Annotated in this window: 19 protein-coding genes; 6 read left to right on the top strand and 13 right to left on the bottom strand. The window is 60.8% G+C overall.

Annotation, left to right across the window (positions count from 1 at the left end; translation table 11 throughout):
• Positions 1-98 precede the first annotated feature (98 nt).
• Complete coding sequence (locus tag HX869_RS13955; protein WP_178903214.1) at positions 99-1,223, bottom strand: GNAT family N-acetyltransferase; 1,125 nt, start codon at positions 1,221-1,223, stop codon at positions 99-101.
• 39 nt (positions 1,224-1,262) lie between these two features.
• Here HX869_RS13955 and HX869_RS31545 point away from each other — a divergent pair, with 39 nt between their 5' ends.
• A complete protein-coding gene (locus tag HX869_RS31545; protein ID WP_157222855.1) occupies positions 1,263-1,418 on the top strand; it encodes a hypothetical protein in 156 nt (51 codons plus the stop codon).
• A 34-nt stretch (positions 1,419-1,452) separates the two neighbouring features.
• Here HX869_RS31545 and HX869_RS13945 read toward each other — a convergent pair whose 3' ends face one another.
• The 6 genes from HX869_RS13945 to aceK form a co-directional block, all read right to left on the bottom strand.
• The gene (locus HX869_RS13945; protein ID WP_178903213.1) at positions 1,453-2,787 is read right to left on the bottom strand and encodes an OprO/OprP family phosphate-selective porin; all 1,335 of its coding nucleotides are present in this window, start codon (positions 2,785-2,787) and stop codon (positions 1,453-1,455) included.
• A 339-nt stretch (positions 2,788-3,126) separates the two neighbouring features.
• Positions 3,127-3,360: an anti-sigma factor gene (locus HX869_RS13940; protein ID WP_003210701.1), complete on the bottom strand. Its 234-nt coding sequence runs from the start codon at positions 3,358-3,360 to the stop codon at positions 3,127-3,129.
• A complete protein-coding gene (locus HX869_RS13935) occupies positions 3,354-3,968 on the bottom strand; it encodes an RNA polymerase sigma factor (RefSeq protein WP_003210700.1) in 615 nt (204 codons plus the stop codon). Before HX869_RS13935 ends, HX869_RS13940 begins: the two co-directional genes overlap by 7 nt.
• A gap of 25 nt (positions 3,969-3,993) precedes the next feature.
• Complete coding sequence (locus tag HX869_RS13930; RefSeq protein WP_003210699.1) at positions 3,994-5,115, bottom strand: beta-ketoacyl-ACP synthase III; 1,122 nt, start codon at positions 5,113-5,115, stop codon at positions 3,994-3,996.
• A gap of 264 nt (positions 5,116-5,379) precedes the next feature.
• A complete protein-coding gene (gene hrpA, locus HX869_RS13925; protein WP_008437986.1) occupies positions 5,380-9,291 on the bottom strand; it encodes an ATP-dependent RNA helicase HrpA in 3,912 nt (1,303 codons plus the stop codon).
• Between the two features lie 70 nt (positions 9,292-9,361).
• Positions 9,362-11,083, bottom strand: coding sequence for a bifunctional isocitrate dehydrogenase kinase/phosphatase (gene aceK / locus HX869_RS13920; RefSeq protein ID WP_087692561.1), 1,722 nt, complete (start codon positions 11,081-11,083; stop codon positions 9,362-9,364).
• Positions 11,084-11,494: 411 nt separating this feature from the next.
• Between aceK and HX869_RS13915 the strand changes: the two genes are divergently transcribed.
• A complete protein-coding gene (locus HX869_RS13915) occupies positions 11,495-13,120 on the top strand; it encodes a methyl-accepting chemotaxis protein (protein WP_178903212.1) in 1,626 nt (541 codons plus the stop codon).
• Positions 13,121-13,192: 72 nt separating this feature from the next.
• Positions 13,193-14,089: a DMT family transporter gene (locus HX869_RS13910; protein ID WP_003210695.1), complete on the top strand. Its 897-nt coding sequence runs from the start codon at positions 13,193-13,195 to the stop codon at positions 14,087-14,089.
• Between the two features lie 31 nt (positions 14,090-14,120).
• Here HX869_RS13910 and HX869_RS13905 read toward each other — a convergent pair whose 3' ends face one another.
• The 3 genes from HX869_RS13905 to cysK all read right to left on the bottom strand — a co-directional run bounded on the left by HX869_RS13905 (position 14,121) and on the right by cysK (position 17,497).
• Positions 14,121-14,981 carry a DMT family transporter gene (locus tag HX869_RS13905; protein WP_178903211.1) on the bottom strand — a complete coding sequence of 287 codons (861 nt, stop codon included), beginning with the start codon at positions 14,979-14,981 and terminating at the stop codon, positions 14,121-14,123.
• A 416-nt stretch (positions 14,982-15,397) separates the two neighbouring features.
• Entirely contained in the window at positions 15,398-16,336 is a 939-nt protein-coding gene (locus tag HX869_RS13900) for an aspartyl/asparaginyl beta-hydroxylase domain-containing protein (protein WP_003210693.1), read from the bottom strand.
• A 186-nt stretch (positions 16,337-16,522) separates the two neighbouring features.
• The gene (gene cysK, locus HX869_RS13895) at positions 16,523-17,497 is read right to left on the bottom strand and encodes a cysteine synthase A (RefSeq protein ID WP_008437962.1); all 975 of its coding nucleotides are present in this window, start codon (positions 17,495-17,497) and stop codon (positions 16,523-16,525) included.
• Positions 17,498-17,620: 123 nt separating this feature from the next.
• On the opposite strand from cysK, the gene HX869_RS13890 reads away from it, so the two are divergent.
• From HX869_RS13890 to HX869_RS13880, 3 genes are all read left to right on the top strand, one after another.
• Positions 17,621-18,697 (top strand): DUF748 domain-containing protein, encoded by a 1,077-nt coding sequence (locus HX869_RS13890; RefSeq protein ID WP_087692565.1) that lies wholly within the window; start codon positions 17,621-17,623, stop codon positions 18,695-18,697.
• Between the two features lie 142 nt (positions 18,698-18,839).
• Positions 18,840-19,685: a MoxR family ATPase gene (locus tag HX869_RS13885; protein ID WP_003210690.1), complete on the top strand. Its 846-nt coding sequence runs from the start codon at positions 18,840-18,842 to the stop codon at positions 19,683-19,685.
• 11 nt (positions 19,686-19,696) lie between these two features.
• Entirely contained in the window at positions 19,697-20,875 is a 1,179-nt protein-coding gene (locus HX869_RS13880) for a VWA domain-containing protein (protein ID WP_003210689.1), read from the top strand.
• 136 nt (positions 20,876-21,011) lie between these two features.
• Here HX869_RS13880 and HX869_RS13875 read toward each other — a convergent pair whose 3' ends face one another.
• Genes HX869_RS13875 through HX869_RS13865 form a run of 3 tightly spaced genes read right to left on the bottom strand, consistent with a single transcriptional unit; the run spans position 21,012 to position 23,376 of the window.
• Positions 21,012-21,935 (bottom strand): biotin-dependent carboxyltransferase family protein, encoded by a 924-nt coding sequence (locus tag HX869_RS13875; protein ID WP_178903210.1) that lies wholly within the window; start codon positions 21,933-21,935, stop codon positions 21,012-21,014.
• Complete coding sequence (pxpB, locus tag HX869_RS13870) at positions 21,932-22,636, bottom strand: 5-oxoprolinase subunit PxpB (protein WP_003210687.1); 705 nt, start codon at positions 22,634-22,636, stop codon at positions 21,932-21,934. Before pxpB ends, HX869_RS13875 begins: the two co-directional genes overlap by 4 nt.
• The gene (locus HX869_RS13865; RefSeq protein ID WP_087692567.1) at positions 22,633-23,376 is read right to left on the bottom strand and encodes a 5-oxoprolinase subunit PxpA; all 744 of its coding nucleotides are present in this window, start codon (positions 23,374-23,376) and stop codon (positions 22,633-22,635) included. The genes pxpB and HX869_RS13865 overlap by 4 nt, the downstream gene beginning before the upstream one ends.
• Positions 23,377-23,430: the final 54 nt, after the last annotated feature.

Raw genomic sequence — 23,430 nt, 5'->3', positions numbered from 1 at the left:
TGGGATCACCGCGCTGTACCTGCCACACCGCAGCGCCTGCATCGCAGCCTCGCCAAGGCTCGACAGCTCCCACAATTGCTTCGCCCCCCATACGGTATTCAGCCCTGCCGATAAGGCAGGGCTGTCCTCGCCTCCTCGGCATACGCCAGGATCCCCACGCTTTCGCGCTCCAGGAAATCCGCCACGGCGGTCTTCAATCCCGGGTGTCGCAGGTAATGCCAGGAGTGCGTGATCACCGGCTCAAACCCGCGAATCAACTTGTGCTCGCCCTGGGCGCCGGCGTCGAAACGCTGCAGGCCATGGGCAATCGCGTAATCCATGCCTTGGTAGAAGCAAGTCTCGAAATGCAGCCGGTCGAACTCGGCCAGGCAGCCCCAGTAACGCCCATAAAAACTGTTGCCGCCGATCAGGCTGAAGGCCATGGCCACCGGCCGTGAGCCTTGCTTGGCCAGCACCACGCGAATCGCCTCGGGCAGGCGCTCGGCCAGCAGACTGAAAAACGCCCGGGTCAGGTACGGCGATTGTCGGCGTATGGCGTAGGTATTGGCGTAACAGGCGTAGACAAAATCCCACTGCGCCTCGCTCAACTCATGACCTTGCAGCCACTCGAAATCGATGCCCTGCCCCGCCACTTGCTCGCGCTCCTTGCGCATCTGTTTGCGCTTGCGCGAACTCAGCGCGTCGAGAAAGTCCTGGAAGTCGCGGTAGCCGCGGTTTTGCCAATGAAACTGGCAGCCCAGGCGTTGCAGCCAACCCGGCTGCCGGGCCAGTGCGGTGTCCGCCAGGGCGTCGGTAAAGTTGATATGGGCGCTGGAAAGGCCTTCGATTTCCAGGTAACCGGGCAGGCTTTTAAGCAATTCGAAACCGTCCTCGGCGCTGGCGGCCAACAGGCGCGGGCCGCTGACCGGGCTGAAGGGCACGGCCGTCAGCAATTTCGGGTAGTAGTCGATGCCCGCCCGCTCGCAGGCATCGGCCCAACCGTGGTCGAACACGTACTCGCCATAGGAATGCCATTTGCGATAGCTGGGCAACGCGGCAATCAGCCGTCCACCTTCATAGTGCAGCAAATGCTCGGGCTGCCAGCCGGAGTGCGGGCCGATGCTGGCGCTGTCTTCCAGGGCACTGAGGAACGCATGGCGCAGAAACGGCTGATCGACGGGGACCAACGCGTTCCATTCATCGGGCGCAATCTCGGACAGGTTATTCAAACGTTGTAACGGCATCCCATTCCCCGACGGTCACGGCTTTGTGTAGGAGCGAGCGTGCTCGCGATGATCGTTAACGACAACGCGACCATTCTGACAGAACGCGGTGATCTCGGGTTCTTCGCGAGCAAGCTCGCGCCTACAGGACACGGCGCAAAAAAAAGCCCCGCCAAACGGCGGGGCAAACCAAATGAGGAGCGCTTTGACGGATGAAGAAAGAGCGCTTTGGAGCGGTATTACAGGTTGCCTAGAACACGTACTGCACGCGGGCCACGATGGCGTCGCCGCTGTCGTCGCCATTGGCGTTCTGGATCTTGTCAGTGCTGACCTTGAGGTAGTTGGCAGACACCTTCACCGCTTCGTTGGCGTACCAGTTGACACCGATGGTGTTCAGGCTTGCCTTGGCGTCACCCACTTCACGGGTCGCGCTGTTACGCACCACGTTTTTGTCGTCAACGCTGATGTTGTCGTAGCGGTAGAACACTTCCCACGCACCGAACTGCTTGTTCTGCGGCTTGATGGTGTCGAACTTGGCGCCGTCGAGTTTGTAGACCCGGGACTCGCCGGTCAGCGTGTAGGCCACCTGGCCGTAGAAACCCGTGGCCTTCACATCCTGATAAGCGCTGCTGTCGGCCTTCATCTTGCGGTTCAGGTATTCGGCCTGCAGGGACAGCGGACCGCGGGCGAAGGCAAATTCGCCGCCGAACACCGTGTCGGTGTCGTAGGCGTCGTTCGCGGTCAGGTTGCCGGAGTCCAGCCCTACACCGCCGCCGAAGGTCGCACGGTTGCCGTTGGCCCCGGCATCGTTACCGCCGTTGGTGGCAACGCCACGAGCGTCCAGGCGAGGACGGATCCGCGAGTCGAACGAGGTGTCCTTCAGGTCACGCACCGCCACGTCCACACCCAGGTGCAAGACGTTGCCGCTGTCGTGCATCGGCGCAAACACGGCACGGCCGTTGAACTGCTTCACGCCTTTGCCGTCCTTGTCGTTGATGTCCTTGGACGACACGCTGGAGGACAGGTAGGCCATGTCAGCCACCACGGCGCTGACCTGCAGGCCCATGCCGTTCTCGTGGGAGTTGATCCAGTCGGCGACTTCATAACCGAGGTTACGCTCGATGGCGGTCACCCATTTGGAACTGGTGGCTTTTTCCAGGCCGAAGTCCTGGTCGAAACGACCCGCGCGGATCACCACTGGCTTGAAGCCTACGTACGAGAAGGACGCTTCGTCGAAGTAGCCATCATCGGCATTGCCGGAGTTGTGGGAAAAGTCGTAGTTGATCTGGTATTTCCAGTCCTTGTACACCGTGCCGCCCAATTCGAGGTAGGCACGTCGGAAGTATGTGGCGTCAGCCGAGTTGCCATTCTTGGTGTAAAAGCCATCAAACGTGCCGTAATCGGCCTGCAAACGACCACCCAGCTTGAAGCTGAAATTCTGGTCGGTGGTTGCAACCTCAAGGCCGCCCTTGGTTTTGACCACGATATCGGCACCGTCAGTAGTGACAGTACCGGCGAAAGCCTGGGCGGTGACGGCCAGGGCCAAGGCGCTGGCCGAGAAACCGGCGAAGTGCTTGCGGATCATCGAAGAATTCCCCTAATTGATGGTCTTGTGCATTGGTAAAACACGCGGTTTAGAGCCGCTGGTGTTGGGGGGCGATCTTGGCGAGGGGATATTTCAGCTGGGTTGCCGGAACATAAAGATTTTGTTACTTGGGAACTTTTTAATAGCCATTCGAAATAAGCAAGAGCCTATGTAAATCAAGGCTCCAGCCCTGAAAACTGGTAAAAAGGGCAGATGATACAAAATGTAAAAACACCCATGAAAAATGAAATATTTTTCATCTTGGTTGTTTTTTGAGCAAAAAAAAGCCCGCATCTTTTATCGATGCGGGCTTCGTTTCAGTGTGAAAAGTGATGGATATTATTGGTCGCGGGAGCGCTCGGCGGCCAGGCGTTCGGCCAACGCATCAACATCGGCGATAGGCGGCTCGGGCAGGATCTTCAGCGTCGCCTGCATCAAGCGCATCTGCCGGATAAAGCGCCGGCAGTTGGGGCAGAACATCAGGTGATGGCGCACCAGCAGGCGCTCGCGAAAGGTCAGTTGCCCATCGAGATAGTCACTGGAACGTGCCACTTGTTCCTTACAGGTCAACATTCGCCGGTTTCCTCAAAATGCTCCACCGTGGCGAAGACTTTAAGCCGTGCTCGATGCAACAGCACACGAACATTGGAGAGCGATAGCGTCAGAAGATTACAAATCTCCTCCAACTCCAGCCCCTGGCGCTCACGCAGCAGCAGTACGCTGCTTTGCAGCTCGGAAAGACTGGCCAGTGTGTGCTCCAGGCATTTACGCAATTCGTCTTCAGTGAGCAGGGCTTCGGGCGTGTCCTGGTGCCAGGCAAACGGCGCGACGGCCCAGTGGCCATCTTCGGGCACAAAGCGATCATCACCGATGGTGCCATGGGGCGCCGGCAAGTCATCGAGCAGTACTTCCCGGCGGTTCTGCTTGTAGCGGCCCTTTGCCGAGTTGGCAGTAATGGTCAGCAGCCAGGTCTTGAGGCTGGAACGCCCCTCGAATTTCGCCAGGTTGCGCACCACCGAGAGCCAGGCGTCCTGCACCACCTCGTCGGCATGGCGCTGGCCAACAATGGCATAGGCCACCGCGCGCATAGCGCTCTGGTAAGTGGTGACCAACTCCTTGTAGGCCCGCTGCTCACCCTTGAGCAATCGTTCAAGCAGGTGCGCGTCGTCCGCTGCTGCCATTCAAGACCTCGATTTCAAAACATGATCAGCGTTTGCGCAGGATCACGCTACCAATCGAATACCCTGCGCCAAACGAGCTAAGCACAGCCACAGCGCCCTTGGGCAAGTCGTCCTGGTAGGTGTGGAACGCAATCACCGAACCCGCCGAACTGGTGTTGGCGTAAGTATCGAGGATCACCGGCGCCTCTTCCACAGAAGCCTCGCGGCCCAGCAGTTTCTTCACGATCAGGTGATTCATGCTGAGGTTGGCCTGGTGCAGCCAGAAACGCTTCACATCGCCAACATTCAGCTGGTTTTCCGACAGGTGCTTGCCGATCAACTCGGCGACCATCGGGCAGACATCACGGAAGACCTTGCGGCCTTCCTGCACGAACAGCTTGTCCGGGGCACCAATCCCCTCTTCCGCCGCGCGGTTGAGGAAGCCGAAGTTATTGCGGATGTTGTTGGAGAACTTGGTCAGCAACTTCGTGCTCACCACATCGAACTGATGCTCGGAAGTGGCCAGGTCGGCCCGCTCCAGGATCACGGCGGTGGCCGCATCGCCAAAGATGAAATGGCTGTCGCGGTCGCGGAAGTTCAGGTGGCCGGTGCAGATCTCCGGGTTGACCATCAGGATAGCCCGCGCCTGGCCCAGCTGGATGCTGTTGGCGGCGTTCTGGATACCGAAGGTCGCCGAGGAACACGCCACGTTCATGTCAAAGCCAAAACCCTGGATACCCAGCGCTTCCTGGACTTCGATGGCAATCGCCGGGTACGCCCGCTGCAGGTTGGAACAGGCGACGATCACACCGTCGATATCGGCGGCGGTCTTGCCGGCGCGCTGCAAGGCTTGCTCGGCAGCACTGACGGCCATCTGGCAGAGGATCGACCATTCGTCGTTGGAGCGCTCGGGCAGGCGTGGCGCCATGCGTTGCGGGTCGAGAATGCCGGCCTTGTCCATGACAAAGCGGCTCTTGATGCCCGAGGCCTTCTCGATAAAGGCGGCGCTGGATTCGGTCAGGGCCTCCACGTCACCGCGTTCAATGGCGGCGGCGTTATCCAGGTTGAACTGTTGCACGTAAGCATTGAAAGACTGCACCAGCTCTTCGTTGGAGATGCTGTTGGCCGGGGTGTACAGGCCTGTGCCGCTGATGACGACGTTATGCACGGTCGTTCCTCTAAATCTGTTCAGGCAGAAGGGTATTGGTACCGTCGTACCAAACCGTAAGTAGTTTTATGCCGCCCAGCGGCCTTCAAACTGGAAACGCTTTATTCCATCGCGCCACGGCTGCACCAGCCCAACTCGACGATCCCGGCATTTATAACCGCGAAGTTTGCCACAACATCGGACACTTGGCGCCTATCCCGCGCAAACACCTTCCCTGTGGCGAGCGAGCAAGCTCGCTCGCCACAGTTGCTTGCCGCACGTCGGTCACGCTTCGACCAGGCTCCATTGCTTGCTCAGGCGCTTGTCGGAAATCGGTACCTTGGTGCCCAACTGCTGGGCAAACAGCGAAACCCGGTATTCCTCCAGCCACCAGCGATACAGCTCCAGCTGAGGGTCGCGCTTGCCTTCCTGGGCGTGTTTGTTCAGGCGGTTCTGATACTGGCTCCACAAGCCGCCCAACTCGGTACTCCAGACCCGGTCCTTCTGCACCTGGCTTGGCAATTTCTCCAGGCGCAGCTCGATGGCCTTGAGGAAGCGCGGCAGTTCCTTGAACCATTGCGCCGGAGTTTCCCGTACGAAACCGGGATACACCAGATTGCTCAGTTGCTGCTTGATATCATTCAGCGCCACCGCCTGGGCCAGGTCAATCTTGCCCTTGAAGCGTTTTTGCAGGCCATGCCACAGTTTCAAAATTTCGAGGGTCAGGCGCGCCTGGCGCTCGGCGTGCTCGGTCCAACTGCCACGCTTGCGCTCGGCCAGGGCGGCCAGGCCGGCGCCGTCCCGCGGCAGGCTGGCTTCGCCTTCCAGCACGCAACTGTCGAGGCTGGCCAACAGAATGTCTTCCACCAGGGCTTCGATACGCCCCAGCTCGCGGTACATCAACCCCAACTCGGTCAGGCCCGGCAATTTGCCCCGCAGGAACTTTGCCGGCTCGGCCAGTTGTTGCAGCAGCAGGCGCTGCAAGGCTCGACGGTGCTGGAACTCAGCCTCGGCAGCGGTAGAGAAACGCCCTTCCTTGACCGTGCCGTTTTCTTCGACCAAGGCCGGATACACCGTCATCGAAAGCCCGGCTATGTTTTGCTGGGTTTTCTCGGCCACCGCCGCGAACACCTTGGCCTCCACCGGCTGCTGGCTCTTCGCAGTCTGCGGCACCGCCAACGCAGCTTGGCTGGCCTCGGCGAAACGCGCGGTCAACTCGGCCAGGTCGCGGCCTTCACCGAGGAACTTGCCCTGGCCGTCGACTACTTCCAGGTTCATCTTCAGGTGGCTCTCCACCTGCTGCGCAGCCTCGGCCCAGGCTTCATCGCTGACCCGTGCCCCGGTCATGCGCAGCAGCTCACGCCCCAAGGCCTGAGGCAACGAGCCTTGGCCGAACTCGATACGTTGCAACGCCGCCTTGACGAAATCCGGCACCGGCACGAAGTTCTTGCGCAGGGCCTTGGGCAAGTTGCGCACCAGGGCAATGCACTTGGCCTCGATCACACCCGGCACCAGCCATTCCAGGCGCTCGGGTGGCAAGGCCGGCAACAGCGGCGCCGGCACGCGCAGGGTCACACCGTCCCGTGGATGGTTGGGTTCGAAGTGATAACTCAAGGCCAGGGCCAGGTCGCCCAGGTGCAAGGTGTCGGGGTAATGGGCGGCGGTGACTTCACTGGCCTCGCGGGCCAGCACGTCTTCTTCGCGCATGATCAACAGCTGCGGGTCTTTCTGGCTGTTGACCTTGTACCAACTGTCGAAGGTCGCAGTCTGGTGGATCTCGGCGGGCAGGCGCGCGTCGTAGAAGGCGTACAGGGTTTCTTCGTCTGCCAGGATGTCGCGGCGGCGGGCCTTGGCTTCCAGTTCGTCGAGCTGCTCCAGCAATTGCTGGTTGGCCGTCAGGCAGCGGGCCCGGGACTGGATCTCGCCGCGCACCAGGCCTTCGCGGATAAACAGCTCGCGGGACGTCACCGGATCAATCGGCCCGTAATGCACCGGCCGGCGCCCGACGATGATCAACCCGAACAGGGTGATCTGCTCAAACGCCACCACCTGGCCGCGCTTCTTTTCCCAATGGGGTTCGAAGTGGTTTTTCTTGATCAGGTGCCCGGCCAACGGCTCGATCCAGTCGGCGTCGATCTTGGCCACCATCCGCGCGTACAGCTTGGTGGTTTCCACCAGTTCGGCGGTCATCAGCCATTGCGGACGCTTCTTGCCAATACCCGACGACGGGTGAATCCAGAAACGCCGCTGACGCGCGCCGAGGTAATCGCCCTCTTCGGTCTTCTGGCCAATCTGGCTGAGCAGGCCGGACAGCACCGCCTTGTGCAGTTTGGGGAAGTCCGCCGGTTCTTTGTTGACGGTCAACTGCATGTCGCGACAGATCAGGCTCAACTGGCGGTGGGAGTCACGCCACTCCCGCAGGCGCAGGTAGTTCAGGAAATTCTTGCGGCACCAATTGCGCAGCGGGCTGGCGGTCAATTCCTGGCGCTGCTCTTCAAAACCACGCCACAGGTTCACCAACCCGGCGAAGTCCGAATCCGCGTCCTTCCATTGTGCGTGAGCCTGGTCGGCGGCTTGCTGGCGCTCCGGCGGACGCTCGCGCGGGTCCTGGATCGACATGGCGCTGGCGACGATCAGCACTTCCTGCAGGCTGCCAAGCTTGGCCGCCTCCAGCAACATGCGGCCCATGCGTGGGTCCACCGGCAGACGCGCCAACTGGCGGCCCATCGGTGTCAGCTGGCTGTTGCGGTCAACGGCGGACAACTCTTGCAGCAGGTTGAAACCGTCGCTGATGGCCTTGCCGTCCGGCGGCTCGATAAACGGGAAATCGGTGATCTCGCCCAGGCGCAGGTGCAGCATCTGCAGGATTACGGCCGCGAGGTTTGTGCGAAGAATCTCGGGGTCGGTAAATTCCGGGCGCCCGATAAAATCCTCTTCGCTGTACAAGCGCACGCAGATACCGGGTTCGACCCGCCCGCACCGGCCTTTACGCTGGTTGGCACTGGCCTGGGAAATCGCCTCGATCGGCAGTCGCTGCACCTTGGCCCGGTAGCTGTAGCGGCTGATGCGCGCGGTGCCGCTGTCGATCACATAACGAATGCCTGGCACGGTCAGCGAGGTTTCCGCGACGTTGGTCGCCAGCACCACACGCCGGCCCGGGTGCGACTGGAAGATCCGCTGCTGCTCCGCCGGCGACAGGCGCGCATACAGCGGCAGGATTTCAGTGTGCTTGAGCTGGGCCTTGCGCAGCATGTCGGCAGCGTCGCGAATCTCGCGCTCGCCGGGCAGGAACACCAGCACATCGCCGGGGCTCTTGCGCTCGCTGCGCTCGAAGGCGGCGATCTCATCGAGGGTGGCGAGAATCGCCTGGTCGACGGTCAGGTCGTCCTCGACGCGGTTGCCCTCCTCGTCCTGCTCCAGGGTCAGCGGGCGGTACCAGGTCTCCACCGGGAAGGTGCGGCCCGACACCTCGACAATCGGCGCATCGTCGAAGTGCTTGGAAAAGCGCTCCAGGTCGATGGTGGCCGAGGTGATGATGACCTTGAGATCCGGGCGACGCGGCAGCAGGGTTTTCAGATAACCCAGCAGGAAGTCGATGTTCAGGCTGCGTTCGTGGGCTTCGTCGACGATGATCGTGTCGTAGCGTTCGAGGTAGCGGTCGTTCTGGGTTTCGGCCAGCAGGATACCGTCGGTCATCAGCTTGATCAGGGTGTTGGAATCACTCTGGTCTTCAAACCGCACCTGATAACCCACCAGGGAACCCAGCGGCGTCGCCAACTCTTCCGCGACCCGGCTCGCTACGCTGCGCGCCGCAATCCGCCGCGGCTGGGTGTGGCCGATCAGGCCGTATTGGCCGCGGCCGATTTCCAGGCAGATTTTCGGCAACTGGGTGGTTTTACCCGAACCGGTCTCACCGGCAATGATCAGCACCTGATGCTTGAGCAACGCTTCCTTGATCTCGTCACGCTTGGCGGCGATCGGCAGGCTGTCGTCATAGCGAATCACCGGCAGGCTGGCGCGCCGCGCCGTCACCTGGGCGCAGGAGGCCTGCATCCGCGTCACCCACTGCGCAAGTTTTTCCTCATCGGGTTTCTTGCGCAGCTCAAGCAGCTGCCGCCGCAGGCGGTGGCGGTCGGCGAGCATGGCGTGATCGAGGTTTTTCAGCAGTTGGTCGATAGCGGGCGCTTGGTCAGTCATCAGGTAAGCAAAGGTCGTCTATATAGGCAGGGGGCGGATTGTCGCAGAAAAGCGCCGCCGCGCGCTCCCCTCATTCATTGTCCAGGCCCTTGCGCCGGTAAGGAAACACATCGATTACCTTGCCGGCACGAATCGCCTCTTGCAGGCCTTTCCAGTAGTCGGCGTTGTACAGCTCGCCGTGCAGTTCGTCGAACAGGCGGCGCTGGGCGGAATCAGCAAACAGGAATGGCGGAAACTCCTCGGGAAACACGTCCAGCGGACCGATGGAATACCAGGGCTCGGAGGCCATTTCATCTTCCGGGGTACGCGGCGCCGGGATGTGGCGGAAGTTGGCCTCGGTCAGGAAACAGATTTCGTCATAGTCGTAGAACACCACGCGACCGTGGCGGGTGACGCCAAAATTCTTCAGCAGCATGTCGCCCGGGAAAATATTCGCCGCCGCCAGTTGCTTGATCGCCAGGCCGTAGTCTTCCAGGGCTTCGCGCACCTGGGCTTCGTTGGCGTTTTCCAGGTAGAGGTTCAGCGGGGTCATGCGCCGCTCGGTCCAGCAGTGGCGGATCAGTACCGTATCGCCTTCGACTTCGACGGTACCGGCGGCGACTTCCAGCAGTTCGGCCAGGCATTCAGGCTCGAATTTGCTCAACGGAAAACGGAAGTCGGCGAACTCCTGGGTGTCGGCCATGCGCCCTACCCGGTCGACACTTTTCACCAACCGGTACTTCTCGATCACGGTGGCGCGGTTGACGTTTTTCGACGGTGAAAACCGGTCCTTGATGATCTTGAACACCGTGTTGAAACCCGGCAGGGTAAACACGCTCATGACCATGCCGCGCACGCCCGGCGCCATGATGAACTGGTCATCGGTGGTGGCAAGGTGGTTGATCAGCGCCCGGTAGAATTCGGATTTGCCGTGTTTGTAGAAGCCGATGGAGGTGTACAACTCGGCGATGTGCTTGCCCGGCAGGATGCGCTTGAGGAAGCCGATAAACTCCGCCGGCACCGGCACGTCCACCATGAAATAGGAGCGGGTGAACGAGAAGATGATCGACACATCGGCCTCGTCGGTGATCAGCGCGTCGATCTGGATGCCGCGCCCTTCCCGATGCAGCAGCGGGATCACCAGCGGCCACTGTTCGTCGCGGGTGTAGATGCGCCCTACGAGGTACGCGCCTTTGTTGCGGTACAGCACCGAGGAAAACAGTTCGACGTTGAGGTCCGGGTCCTTGCACACCCAGTCCGGCAGGTTTTCGCGCAATTGCGCCTCCAGGCGGCGCAGGTCGGCGGGCAAGTCGGCGTAGGGTTCGCTGAAACTGTAGTCGGCGAAAATCTGTTCCAGCATGCCTGCCAGCTTGCCGCCCGGCTTGTAGGTTCGGGTCTGCGCCGCCCGGGCGCGGCGCAGGCTCGGCCGGGTGGTATGGATGAACATGCAGCCGTCGCTGATCAGGTCATGGCTGAACAGCCCGCAAAACGTCGAGTTGTACCAGGTCTCGGACAGCTCATCGTCAAACCGCAGGTCGATCAGGCTGATGTAGGCACTTTTCACCAGCGGCCAGTCGGCAATGTCGAGCAACACGGCTTCATCGAAAGCCGCCCGCAGCCGCGCCGTGACTTCGCTGACCTTCTCTTCGTAAAGATTGATGCGCGCAGCCGATGCCGCCTGCCCTTGCTGCCACTGCGCCTTTTCAAAGCGCTCCCGGGCGCCGTCGGTGATCTGGCGGAAGTGCTCGCGGTAGTCGTCGAAGCCGTCGAGGATCATCTGCGCAATGTCGAGGGCGGGCGTTGGCTGCGGCATTCGGGAAACCTCTGCGGGCATTTGGAGTGAGCTGAGCTTAGCCAGTGTGCGGGAACAGGAGAAGGATCATTTTTCATTCAGACTTGTACAAGATTGTTCATTTCGTACATTTATTTACTCTTTATTTAATTCGACTAACTGGTCAACAAAAAACCCGCGCGTCACCCTCCCAGCATTAAACGTTTCATCTACAGGCCTTGTGTGACGTGGCCTGCCTGTGAGAGCCGGGGTAAATAAGAGTCTTTGCTCTACTGCTCCGGTACTGGTGGCTTCTCGACCATTGGATCCAACGTAAGGGAAACCCTGACTACCCTAGCTAGTGGCACTTTGCTATATAGCGCGCCCTCTCCCACCTAACAAGGTCAGAAGACCGATCCGGGAACAGGTTCTAACCGCCAAAGGAGCATTGAGATGTCATTGAGGAATATAGGGATCGGCCTGCGCGCCAGTCTGAGTTTTGGGGTTTTGGCCAGCCTGTTGATCGTGGTCGGCCTGTTTGGTTTAGGCCAGATGGCCAAGCTGCGGGAAAGCGCACTGATCATCGAAGAGTCGTGGATGCCGAGTATTGAAAACATTCACGACAGCGCCGCCTGCGTCGCCAGCATCCGCCTGGAAGCGTTGCGCTTGCTCACCACCGATGAGTCCCGGGTGCGTGACAACAGCAAAAACCTGATCACCCGCCAGCGTGGCGACCTTGAAGAACTGCTGAGCCGTCACGAAACCCTGCTGAGCAACGAGCAGGAACGCGACCTGCTCAAACAGTTGAAAGCCAACGTTGCGAGCTATATGACGATCGTCGGCCAGATGATTCAACTGGTCGACCAGGACCAGCAGCAAAACGCCATGGACCTGCTCAACAGCCGCCTCGCCCCCCAAGGCATGGTCCTCAACAAAAGCCTGGAAGACATGATCACCTTCAACCAAAAAGGTGTGGAAGACGCCGCAACATCGGCGGCGCAGATGTACACCAGCGCCCAATGGGTGGTCGGCACCATCATCGTCACCGCCCTGATGGCAACTTTACTGCTGGCCTGGCTGCTGACCCGCAGCATCACCGCGCCCATTGGCCAGGCACTGACAGTGGCCCGCACCATCGCCTCCGGCGATCTGAGCCGGCCGATCGTCGTGGAGGGCAAGGATGAGCCGGCGCAACTGCTCACCGCGCTGGCCACCATGCAGGCCAACCTGCAGGAAACCATCCGTGGCATCAGCGAATCGTCGCAGCAGTTGGCCTCGGCGGCGGAAGAGATGAGTTCGGTAATGGAGCAGAGCACCCGCGGCCTGCAAGCGCAGAACGACGAGATCGAACAGGCTGCCACCGCCGTGACGCAGATGAGCGCGGCAGTCGATGAAGTGGCGGGCAATGCGGTTTCCAGCGCCGAAGCCTCCAAGGCCTCCGACGAAGACAGCAAGCACGGTCACTACCAGATCAGCGAAACCATCAGCTCGATCCAGAACCTGGTGGACGAAGTCCTCGGTGCCTCGACCAAGGCAGAGGGCCTGGCGGCGCAGGCCCAGGACATCAGCAAGGTGCTTGAAGTGATTCGCGGGATTGCCGGGCAAACCAACCTGCTGGCACTCAACGCAGCGATTGAGGCGGCACGCGCGGGCGAGGCCGGTCGTGGTTTTGCCGTGGTGGCTGACGAAGTGCGCTCCCTGGCACAACGCACCCAGGACTCCACCGAAGAAATCGAGCAGATGATCAACGGTATCCAGCAAGGCACCCAGGACACCGTCGGCGCCCTGAACAGCAGCGCCGAACACGCTGGCCAGACCTTGCAGCGGGCCAACAGCGCCGGCAGTGCACTGGAGAAAATCACGGCGGCGATCTCGCAGATCAGCCAGCGCAACCTGGTGATCGCCAGCGCCGCCGAGCAGCAAGCGTTGGTGGCTCGTGAGGTGGACCGCAGCCTGGTGAACATCCGGGACCTGTCGACGCAAACCGCCGCCGGTGCCACCCAGACCTCGGCGGCCAGCCAGGAACTGTCGCGGCTGGCGGTGGACCTCAATGGCTTGGTGACGCGTTTCGTGCTGTAAAACATGTATTAGCGATTGTGTCAGACAGGTCGGTGGGCAACACTTCCGCCCTTATCAAACTGGAGTTCCTCCGTGAGACCTGTCGACACCCTGCACCTGTTGGTGCTGGCCGCTATCTGGGGCGCGAGTTTTTTGTTCATGCGAATTATCGCGCCGGAAATCGGCACCCTTCCTACCGCGTTTTTCAGGGTGTCGATTGCCGCCACCGGCCTGCTGGTGATCCTCGCCATGATGCGGGTGAGTTGGGATTTCCAGGGCAAGTTCAAGACGGTCCTGTTGCTCGGGGTGATCAACTCGGGCATTCCCGCGACCATGTATTCAGTGGCGGCCCAAGTGCTGCCGGCCGGTTACTCGGCGATCTTCAATGCCACGACGCCACTGATGGGCGTGCTGATTGGCGGGTTGTTCTTCAGTGAGCGCCTCACGCCGTCGAAAATCGCCGGGGTATGCCTGGGCCTGTTCGGCGTTGGCATCCTGACCCGCGCCGGGCCGGTGGCCTTCGACATGGAATTGTTGATGGGGGCGCTGGCATGCCTGTTGGCGACCACCTGCTATGGCTTTGCCGGCTTTTTGGCACGCCGCTGGCTCGATCAACAGGGCGGGCTGGACAGTCGCCTGGCGGCCCTGGGCAGCATGCTCGGGGCCACGCTGTTCCTGCTGCCGCTGTTTGCCTGGAGTGCCATCAGCCATCCACCGGTCAGCTGGGGTGGCTGGCCTGTATGGTTGTCGCTGCTGGGGTTGGGGCTGGTATGCACAGCGTTTGCCTACATCCTGTACTTCCGCTTGCTGACGTCCATCGGCCCGGTGAAGTCGATGACCGTGACCTTCATGATTCCGCCATTCGGGGTGTTGTGGGGCGCGTTGCTGCTGGATGAGCCGTTGTCCATGGCGCATCTGTATGGCGGGTTATTGATTGCGGGGGCGTTGTGGCTGGTGCTTCGGCCGGGGAAATTGGCCCGCAAGCTGTAGGAGCTTTTTGGCTCCTACAGCGTTGGTTTTATCAGCCCTTACGGAACACGAAAGCCAATCCGACGATGATCAAGCCCATCCCCAGCAAGCTCAACATTGCCAGCTTGTTGCCGAAGATCAGGTAGTCCATCACCGCGGTCACCGCGGGCACCAGGTAGAACAAGCTGGTGACATTCACCAGGTTGCCCCGGGCAATCAGCCGGTACAGCAACAGCGTCGCCAGCAATGACACCACCAGCCCCATCCACAGCACCGGCACGAAAAAGCCGGTGTTGTGTTCAAAGTGGAACGGCTGGAACGGCACAAACACCGAGCACAACAGCAAGCCGGCCAGGTATTGCACAGGCAGCGTGCCCAACGGGTTATCGGTGATGCGCTTCTGCATGATCGAACCAAAGGTCATGCTGGCCAGGGCCAACAGGCCAAAAAGCATGCCTGCCAGGGACATGCCGGACATCCCGATGCCCTGGTACACCACCATGATCAACCCCGCCAATCCCAGCGCGAGGCCGAACATCCGGCTCCAGGAGCGCCGGCGCTCCATCAACACCACGGTCAGGATCGGCTGCACGCCCATGATGGTTGCCATCATGCCGGGCGTGACTTTGAGGTCCAGGGCCAGCAGATAGAAAATCTGGTAGGCCCCCAACAGCACCAGCCCGGTAGCCGCCGCGTAAAGCATCGGCCTGCCGGGACGCGGCAACTTCAGCTTGAGGATCGGTACCAGTATCACCAACCCCGCCAGGGCGATGGCGAAACGGATCAGCAGAAACGCAAAGGGTGAAGCGTGGGCCAGGCCCCATTTGGAGAAAATCGCCCCGCTGCTCCACAGCAAGACAAACAGGCTCGTCGAGGCCGCCGCGGCCACGGATTGTTTCGAAAGAACAGACATGGATACCACCTGTGATCAGGCAAAAAGCCAACTCAGCAACAGCTGAAATTCAGTAGGTTTTTTCAGGCGGGCACAGGGGAACAGCCATCAGCTGATCAGCCCGAAATGCCAACACCCGGCGGTGATACGACTGCGTACACCGGCGTGCTACTGACAGGTGGGGGGTAGTGACTGATCTGCGCAGGCTGCTGGCTCCCGCACGGCACGACCGCAGCGTTGACCGCTGAATCGACTACCGCTATGCGCAGGGAAGCTGGCATGTGCTGATCTTTTATGAAGGGATGAACAAGGTGTCTGGAAACACCTGCGGCCGACTATAACCAGCTGGGGACATGCTTTGCAATAACTTCGCCCGCACAAATCCAGCGCATAAAAAAACCGCTCATCGGAGCGGTTTTTTCGTGCCAGCAAAAGCCTTAACCAAACAACCAATACCCCAGCGCCGTCAGCACCACCACCGCCAGCACTGGCCGCAGGATGCGATAAGCCTTCGGATGCTTGCGCTTCCACTGCTTGACCACGCCACTGAAGCTGTCGCTGAAGCGCTTGCTCCAGGCATACGCCTGGTTGATTCCGCCAACGCGTTCGTCATCCAGGTTCTGCGGTGCGGTGGCGCGCCCCAGTTGCGCGCTGACCCAACGGTTGATGCGGGTCATCAGGCGGTTGCTCAGCGGGCGTTCGATGTCGCAGAACAGGATCACCCGGGTGTGCTCGGTTTCGTTCTTCACCCAGTGCACGTAGGTCTCGTCGAACATTACATCTTCACCGTCGCGCCAGGCGTACACCTGGCCGTCGACGAAAATACGGCAGTCGTCGGAGTTCGGCGTGGACAGCCCGAGGTGATAACGCAGGGAACCGGCAAACGGGTCGCGATGCGGGTTGAGGTGGCTGCCACCCGGCAACAGGGCGAACATCGCGCCCTTGACGTTGGGAATACTGCTGACCAGGGCCACGGTTTTCGGGCACAGCAGTTCAGCCGACGGCAACGGTTTGTCGTACCACTTGAGGTAGAAACGCTTCCAGCCCTTCTTGAAGAACGAGCCGAAACCGGCGTCGTTGTTCTTCTCCGCGGCGCGGATGTAGCCCTCGTCGAACAGGTGCATGGCCTCTTCGCGAATCACTTCCCAGTTGTCCTTGAGCACGTCCAGCTCCGGGAACTTGCTGCGGTCCAGGTACGGCTTGGACGGCACGGCGGAGAAGATGTACATCAAGGCGTTGTACGGGGCGAACAGCGCTGAATGGTTGACGAACTGACGCAACATCGGCAAACGGGCCTTGCCACGCAAATGCACATACAGCGTGCTGCCGATAAACAGCAGCAACACCGACAGTTTGGCGGCCAAAGAAAAGGTCATGCAGCAACTCCTGGAAATAGGCGTCTGGCCATTAGCCTCCCGTTACGGGGAAACCAGACGTAGCAGCCGGCCATGATAAACACTCCGGGCCTCGGGAAAAACCCGCGCACTCCAACAATCAGCATCTAGCGGTGCGCGATAACGGGCCAATTATGCATAAGGGCCACGCCATCGCGCTGATTTGAATCAAGCCTGGTTTTCCTGATCGGTGAACAAATCGGCGAACAGCATGCTCGACAGGTAGCGTTCACCGGAGTCCGGCAGCACCACGACGATGGTCTTGCCCTGCATTTCCGGCTTCTGCGCCAGTCGCACCGCCACGGCCATCGCCGCGCCGCAGGAGATACCACACAGAATCCCCTCCTCCTGCATCAGGCGCAACGCCATGGCCTTGGATTCTTCGTCGCTGACCAGTTCGACCCGGTCGACCATCGACAGGTCGAGGTTCTTCGGCACAAAACCGGCGCCGATACCCTGGATCTTGTGGGGGCTGGGCTTGATCTCTTCACCGGCCAGCGCCTGGGTAATCACCGGCGAACTGATCGGCTCCACCGCCACCGACAGGATCGGCTTGCCCTGGATGTTCTTGATATAGCGCGACACCCCGGTGATGGTGCCGCCAGTGCCCACGCCCGCTACCAGCACGTCGACCGCGCCATCAGTGTCATTCCAGATTTCCGGACCGGTGGTTTTCTCGTGGATCGCCGGGTTGGCCGGGTTTTCGAACTGGGCCGGCATAAAGTACCTGGCCGGGTCGCTGGCAAGGATTTCGCCGGCTTTTTCAATCGCGCCCTTCATGCCCTTGGCCGGCTCGGTCAACACCAGTTCGGCGCCGAGGGCCTTGAGCACCTTGCGGCGCTCGATGCTCATGGAGGCGGGCATGGTCAGCAACAGCTTGTAACCACGGGCGGCGGCGACAAATGCCAGGCCGATCCCGGTGTTGCCGGAAGTCGGCTCGACAATGGTCATGCCCGGCTTGAGTTTGCCGCTGCCTTCGGCATCCCAGATCATGTTTGCGCCAATCCGGCACTTCACCGAATACCCCGGGTTACGCCCTTCGATCTTGGCCAGGATAGTCACGCCACGCGGCGCGATACGGTTGATCTGAACCAGGGGCGTGTTACCGATGGAGTGCGCGTTGTCTGCAAAAATGCGGCTCATGACGGGTCCTTAAGGCAATTTCAGGAAGGCCCCAAGGGTATGCCTCGTGTTGCAAGGCGTCCAGTCAAGCGAACGTCCGGCGGCGCCAGCAGTCAATCGCCTACACGGATGGAGAATTTTCCTATGAAACGTCGCTACAGTTGGCCGCTCTGGACCCTCGTCGGGGTCGTGGTACTGCTGGTCGTCCTGGATATCGCACTGCCCTATCTGGTGCGCAATTACCTGAATGACAAACTCGCCGACATGGGCGATTACCGCGGCCAGGTCACCGATGTCGACCTCGCACTGTGGCGCGGCGCCTATCGGATCAACGGCCTGCAGATCGTCAAGGTCGACGGCAAGGTGCCGGTACCGTTCGTCAAGGCGCCGGTGATCGACCTGTCAGTGAGCTGGCATTCGCTGTGGTACGACCACGCAGTGGTGGCCGAGGCACAGTTCATCAAGCCGGAGCTGAACTTCGTCGACGGCGGCACCAACAAACAGGCGTCCCAGACCGGTCAGGGCACCGACTGGCGGGCCCAACTGAGCAAACTGTTGCCGATCACCCTGAACGAGGTACGCATCGACGACGGAAAGATCGCGTTCCATAACTTCAGTTCGAAACCGCCGGTCAATATGTACGCGACCCAGGTCAACGCCAGCTTCTACAACCTGACCAACGTGGTGGATGTCAAAGGCCAGCGCGACGCGCGCTTCGACGGCAAGGCGCTGTTTCTGGGCCAGGCACCGCTGGAAGCCACCGCCACGTTCGACCCCTTGAGCAATTTCGAAAACTTCGAATTCCGCTTCCGGGCCCGGGATATCGAACTCAAGCGCATGAATGACTTCGCCTCGGCCTACGGCAAGTTCGACTTCAATGCCGGCACCGGCGACCTGGTGGTGGAAGCCCAGGCCGAAAAAGGCCAGTTGACCGGCTACATCAAGCCTTTGCTGCGCAATGTCGAAGTGTTCAACTGGCAGCAGGATGTCGAGAACAAGGACAAGGGCATCTTCCGGTCGATCTGGGAGGCGGTGGTTGGCGTCAGCGAAACCGTGCTGAAGAACCAGCAGAAAAACCAGTTCGCCACCCGCGTGGAGCTCAGCGGCAACGTGCACCAGCAAGATATCAGCGCGTTCCAGGCGTTTTTGCAGATTTTGCGCAATGGTTTTGTCCAGGCCTTCAACGCCCGCTATGAACAACCCAAGCCCTCGACAGATTGATCTTCAACGTGACTGCCCATTCAGAGACTGAATAGCCCGTCTGCGTTCACAGTCGCCGGGGCTGCGCGGTATAGTCGGGCCAAGCTGATTACTCGCCCGCTTCGGTCCTGCACCGTTCGGCGTCACGTTCGAGGATTGATAGATGAAGTTCGAAGGCACCCAGGCCTACGTTGCCACCGATGACCTGAAACTGGCCGTCAACGCCGCCATCACATTGGAGCGGCCACTGCTGGTCAAGGGCGAACCGGGCACCGGCAAGACCATGCTCGCCGAGCAACTGGCCGAATCCTTTGGCGCCAAGCTGATCACCTGGCACATCAAGTCCACCACCAAGGCGCACCAGGGCCTGTACGAGTACGACGCGGTGAGCCGCCTGCGGGACTCGCAACTGGGCGTGGACAAGGTGCACGACGTACGCAACTACCTGAAAAAGGGCAAGCTCTGGGAAGCCTTCGAGTCCGAGGAGCGGGTCATCCTGCTGATCGACGAAATCGACAAGGCCGACATCGAGTTCCCCAACGACCTGCTGCAAGAACTCGACAAGATGGAGTTCTACGTCTACGAAATCGACGAGACCATCAAGGCCAAGAAGCGCCCGATCATCATCATTACCTCCAACAACGAAAAAGAGCTGCCGGACGCGTTCCTGCGCCGCTGCTTCTTCCACTACATCGCCTTCCCGGACCGCACCACCCTGCAAAAGATCGTCGACGTGCACTACCCGGACATCAAGAAAGACCTGGTCAGCGAAGCCCTCGACGTATTCTTTGACGTGCGCAAAGTACCGGGCCTGAAGAAAAAACCGTCCACCTCCGAACTGGTGGACTGGCTGAAACTGCTGATGGCCGACAACATCGGCGAAGCGGTACTGCGCGAGCGCGACCCCACCAAGGCCATCCCGCCCCTGGCCGGTGCCCTGGTGAAGAACGAGCAGGACGTGCAGTTGCTGGAACGCCTGGCGTTCATGAGCCGTCGCGGTAACCGATAAGGGCGATTGCCATGCTGCTCAACCTGTTCAATGAAATGCGTGCAGCCAAGGTGCCGGTGTCGGTGCGTGAGCTGCTGGACCTGATCAACGCGCTGAAACAGCGCGTGACCTTCGCCGACATGGACGAGTTCTACTACCTGGCCCGGGCGATCCTGGTAAAGGACGAACGGCATTTCGACAAGTTCGACCGGGCCTTCGGCGCCTACTTCAATGGCCTGGAAAAACTCGATGATCACCTGCAGGCGCTGATCCCCGAAGACTGGCTGCGCAAGGAATTCGAACGCTCGCTGACCGACGAGGAACGCGCACAGATCCAGTCCCTCGGCGGCCTCGACAAGCTGATCGAAGAATTCAAGAAACGTCTGGAAGAACAGAAGGAACGCCACGCCGGCGGCAACAAGTGGATCGGCACCGGCGGTACCAGCCCCTTCGGCTCCGGCGGCTTCAACCCCGAAGGCATTCGCGTGGGGGATGCCGGCAAGCGCCAGGGCAAGGCGGTCAAGGTCTGGGACCAGCGCGAGTACAAGAACCTCGATGATTCGGTGGAACTGGGCACGCGCAACATCAAGATCGCCCTGCGCCGCCTGCGCAAGTTCGCACGCCAGGGTGCGGCGGAAGAGCTCGACATCGACGGCACCATCGACCATACGGCCCGCGATGCCGGGCTGCTGAATATCCAGATGCGCCCGGAGCGGCGTAACACCATCAAGCTGTTGCTGCTGTTCGACATCGGCGGCTCGATGGATGCCCATGTGAAGACTTGCGAAGAGTTGTTCTCGGCGTGCAAGACCGAGTTCAAGCACCTGGAGTATTTCTACTTCCACAACTTCATTTATGAATCGGTGTGGAAGAACAACATGCGTCGGGGCTCGGAACGCACCTCGACCCAGGATTTGCTGCACAAGTACGGTGCCGACTACAAAGTGATCTTTATCGGCGATGCGGCCATGGCGCCGTATGAAATCACCCAGGCCGGCGGCAGCGTCGAGCACTGGAATGAAGAGCCCGGGTATGTGTGGATGCAGCGGTTCATGGAGAAGTACAAGAAGCTGATCTGGATTAATCCGTACCCGAAAGATACCTGGGGCTATACGGCGTCCACCGGGATTGTCCGGGACTTGATCGAAGACCAGATGTTTCCGTTGACGTTGCGCGGGCTTGAGGAAGGGATGCGCTTTTTGTCGAAGTAAGTTGTTTCCCAGACAACCACGATCAAATGTGGGAGCGGGCTTGCGCGCGAAAGCGCAGTGTCAGTCACCGAATATATTGGCTGATACACCGCCTTCGCGAGCAAGCCCGCTCCCACATTTTGTCCTGCGGCGGTCTTTAGTTTCTGGCAAGGTACTGCAAATACTCCACTTGCTGGCGATGCGCCGTCTCCTGCACCACCGGCGCCAACCTCACCTTCTCCCCCGGCAAGCACTGCGCCAGCCGCGCCAACGCCAATGGCGTCAACGCCCCCAGTCGCGGATAGCCGCCAATGGTCTGCCGGTCATTGAGCAACACAATCGGCTGCCCGTCCGGCGGCACCTGGATCGCCCCCAGCGGGATGCCTTCCGAGATCAGCGACGGCCCCTGATACTCCAGCGGCGTGCCAAGCAAGCGCATGCCCATGCGGTCGGAACGGCTGTCGAGGGTCCACTCGCTGTTGAACACATCAAACAGACTCTGCCCGCCAAACTGACCGATCTGCGCCCCGAGGATCACCTCCAGTGGCGCCTTGGAATCCAGCTTCGGCAATTGCCCGGCGGACAACACCTGCATCGCACCGCCCACGCCCGAATAGGTCAATTGCGCACCTTCGGCCAGTGACCGGCCAAAGCCATCCAGCCCGCCCAGTTCTTCACGTCCCACCGTGGCGCAGCTGCCCAGCACCTGCGGCGCATCAAACCCGCCCGGCGCTGCCAGGTAAGCCCGCGCACCGCTGAATGGCTGGGTAAAACGCAAGCGCTGGCCCTTTTGCAGAATAAAGCTGCGCCCCGGGCTGATCGCGCGCTCGTCGACATACGCGCCCAAGTCCGCCCCGGCCAGCGCCAGCAGGCAATAGGCCTCGGCCTGCACGGTGAAGCCACCCAAGGTGATTTCCACCACCGGCGCATCCAGGGCATTGCCCAGCAACCAATTGGCCCACGACATCGACACCCAATCCAGCGCGCCGCCCTGGGTCACGCCCAAGTGCCTTACGCCAAAACGTCCAGCGTCCTGCAACAAGCAGAGCGGGGTGCTGGCCTCGATCAACAAGCGGCTCATGCCTGGGCCTCCAACGGTGTGTCATCGCCACCCAGGTTGATGAATTCGCGATGGCTGACCGCTTCGTAACGCACGGTGTCCCCCGGCTGCATCAGACTGTAGCCGTCGCGTTCGCGGTCAAACAACTTGGCCGGTGTGCGGCCGATCAGGTTCCAGCCACCTGGCGAGACCACCGGATAAGCCGCCGTCTGCCGCTCGGCGATGCCCACGCTGCCCGCCGCCACCCGCTTGCGCGGGGTGTTGAGCCGCGGTGTCGCGAGCTGTTCATCCACCAGCCCCATAAAAGCAAACCCCGGGGCGAAGCCCAAGGCGAATACCTGGTACTCATGCTGGCTGTGACGGCGAATCACCTCCTCCACTGCCAGGCCACTGCGCTGCGCCAGCAACGCCAACTCCGGGCCGACACTCAGGTCATACCAGACCGGCAACACATGGCATCGCCCGCTGCCCTTGGGTTCGGGCTGCAATTCCTTGAGCGCCTGGTCGATCAACGCCCGTGCCTGGCCAGGGTCCAGCGCCAGCAGGTCGTAGTGCACCATCAGGGTCGTGTAGGACGGCACCAGGTCCACCAGCGCCGGGCCAAAACCTTCGCGCAAACGGCGGGTGGCGGCGAGCATCCAGGGCATGTTGTCTTCGGCGATCACCTCAAACAGGCGCACCATCAGGCAGTCGATGGCCACCACTTCAATCCGTGGCTTCATGCTGGGGTCAACGCCTCGCGGATGCGCTGCACGGCAGCCACTGAGCTGGCGTTATCGCCATGCACGCACAAGGTATTGGCTTGCAGGTGCAACGGACTGCCATCACTGGCGACCAACTGTTCTCCCCGGGCGATGATCAAGGCCTGCTGGATGATCTTTTCCGGGTCATGATGCACCGCGCCCGGCAACTGGCGGGAGACCAGATGGCCGGCGCTGTCGTAGGCACGGTCGGCAAAGGCTTCGAACCACAGGGTCACGCCATATTCGTCACCCAGGGCCTGGGCGGCGCTGTTGTCGCGGGTGGCCATCAGCATCAATGGCAGGCTGGCGTCGTAGGCCGCCACGGCCTGGATCACCGCACGCAATTGCGCAGGCTTGGCCATCATGTCGTTGTACATCGCGCCATGGGGTTTGACGTAGCTGACCCGCCCGCCCTGGGCCCGGCAAATACCGTCGAGGGCGCCGACCTGGTAGTGCAACAGGTCCTGGATTTCCTGCGGGGTGTAGGCCATGGAGCGGCGGCCGAAACCCTGCAGGTCCTGGTACGCCGGGTGCGCGCCCACCTGCACGCCATGCTCGAAGGCCAGGCTGACGGTCTTGCGCATGATGCTCGGGTCGCCGGCGTGGAAACCGCAGGCTACGTTGGCGCAATCAATGAACGGCATGACTTCGGCGTCCAGACCCAAGGTCCAGTTGCCAAAGCTTTCGCCGATGTCGCAGTTCAATAGCAGGCGGCTCACGGTAGGGCTCCTGTAGGCTTTATTTTTTTGTAGTGTGGGATCTTTTACCAAGAT

This window comes from Pseudomonas sp. P7779, from assembly GCF_013386315.1.
GTDB lineage: Bacteria > Pseudomonadota > Gammaproteobacteria > Pseudomonadales > Pseudomonadaceae > Aquipseudomonas.
Note: the sequence above shows the minus strand (reverse complement) of the source record. Positions and strands in the feature narration are given on the sequence as shown.

What these genes read in the sequence shown, in the direction of transcription:
- HX869_RS13955 (WP_178903214.1), bottom strand. Translation starts at nt 1,223, where the DNA reads ATGCCGTTACAACGTTTGAATAACCTGTCCGAGATTGCGCCCGATGAA.
- HX869_RS13945 (WP_178903213.1), bottom strand. Translation starts at nt 2,787, where the DNA reads ATGATCCGCAAGCACTTCGCCGGTTTCTCGGCCAGCGCCTTGGCCCTG.
- HX869_RS13940 (WP_003210701.1), bottom strand. Translation starts at nt 3,360, where the DNA reads ATGTTGACCTGTAAGGAACAAGTGGCACGTTCCAGTGACTATCTCGAT.
- HX869_RS13935 (WP_003210700.1), bottom strand. Translation starts at nt 3,968, where the DNA reads ATGGCAGCAGCGGACGACGCGCACCTGCTTGAACGATTGCTCAAGGGT.
- hrpA (WP_008437986.1), bottom strand. Translation starts at nt 9,291, where the DNA reads ATGACTGACCAAGCGCCCGCTATCGACCAACTGCTGAAAAACCTCGAT.
- aceK (WP_087692561.1), bottom strand. Translation starts at nt 11,083, where the DNA reads ATGCCGCAGCCAACGCCCGCCCTCGACATTGCGCAGATGATCCTCGAC.
- HX869_RS13915 (WP_178903212.1), top strand. Translation starts at nt 11,495, where the DNA reads ATGTCATTGAGGAATATAGGGATCGGCCTGCGCGCCAGTCTGAGTTTT.
- HX869_RS13905 (WP_178903211.1), bottom strand. Translation starts at nt 14,981, where the DNA reads ATGTCTGTTCTTTCGAAACAATCCGTGGCCGCGGCGGCCTCGACGAGC.
- HX869_RS13900 (WP_003210693.1), bottom strand. Translation starts at nt 16,336, where the DNA reads ATGACCTTTTCTTTGGCCGCCAAACTGTCGGTGTTGCTGCTGTTTATC.
- cysK (WP_008437962.1), bottom strand. Translation starts at nt 17,497, where the DNA reads ATGAGCCGCATTTTTGCAGACAACGCGCACTCCATCGGTAACACGCCC.
- HX869_RS13890 (WP_087692565.1), top strand. Translation starts at nt 17,621, where the DNA reads ATGAAACGTCGCTACAGTTGGCCGCTCTGGACCCTCGTCGGGGTCGTG.
- HX869_RS13885 (WP_003210690.1), top strand. Translation starts at nt 18,840, where the DNA reads ATGAAGTTCGAAGGCACCCAGGCCTACGTTGCCACCGATGACCTGAAA.
- HX869_RS13880 (WP_003210689.1), top strand. Translation starts at nt 19,697, where the DNA reads ATGCTGCTCAACCTGTTCAATGAAATGCGTGCAGCCAAGGTGCCGGTG.
- HX869_RS13875 (WP_178903210.1), bottom strand. Translation starts at nt 21,935, where the DNA reads ATGAGCCGCTTGTTGATCGAGGCCAGCACCCCGCTCTGCTTGTTGCAG.
- pxpB (WP_003210687.1), bottom strand. Translation starts at nt 22,636, where the DNA reads ATGAAGCCACGGATTGAAGTGGTGGCCATCGACTGCCTGATGGTGCGC.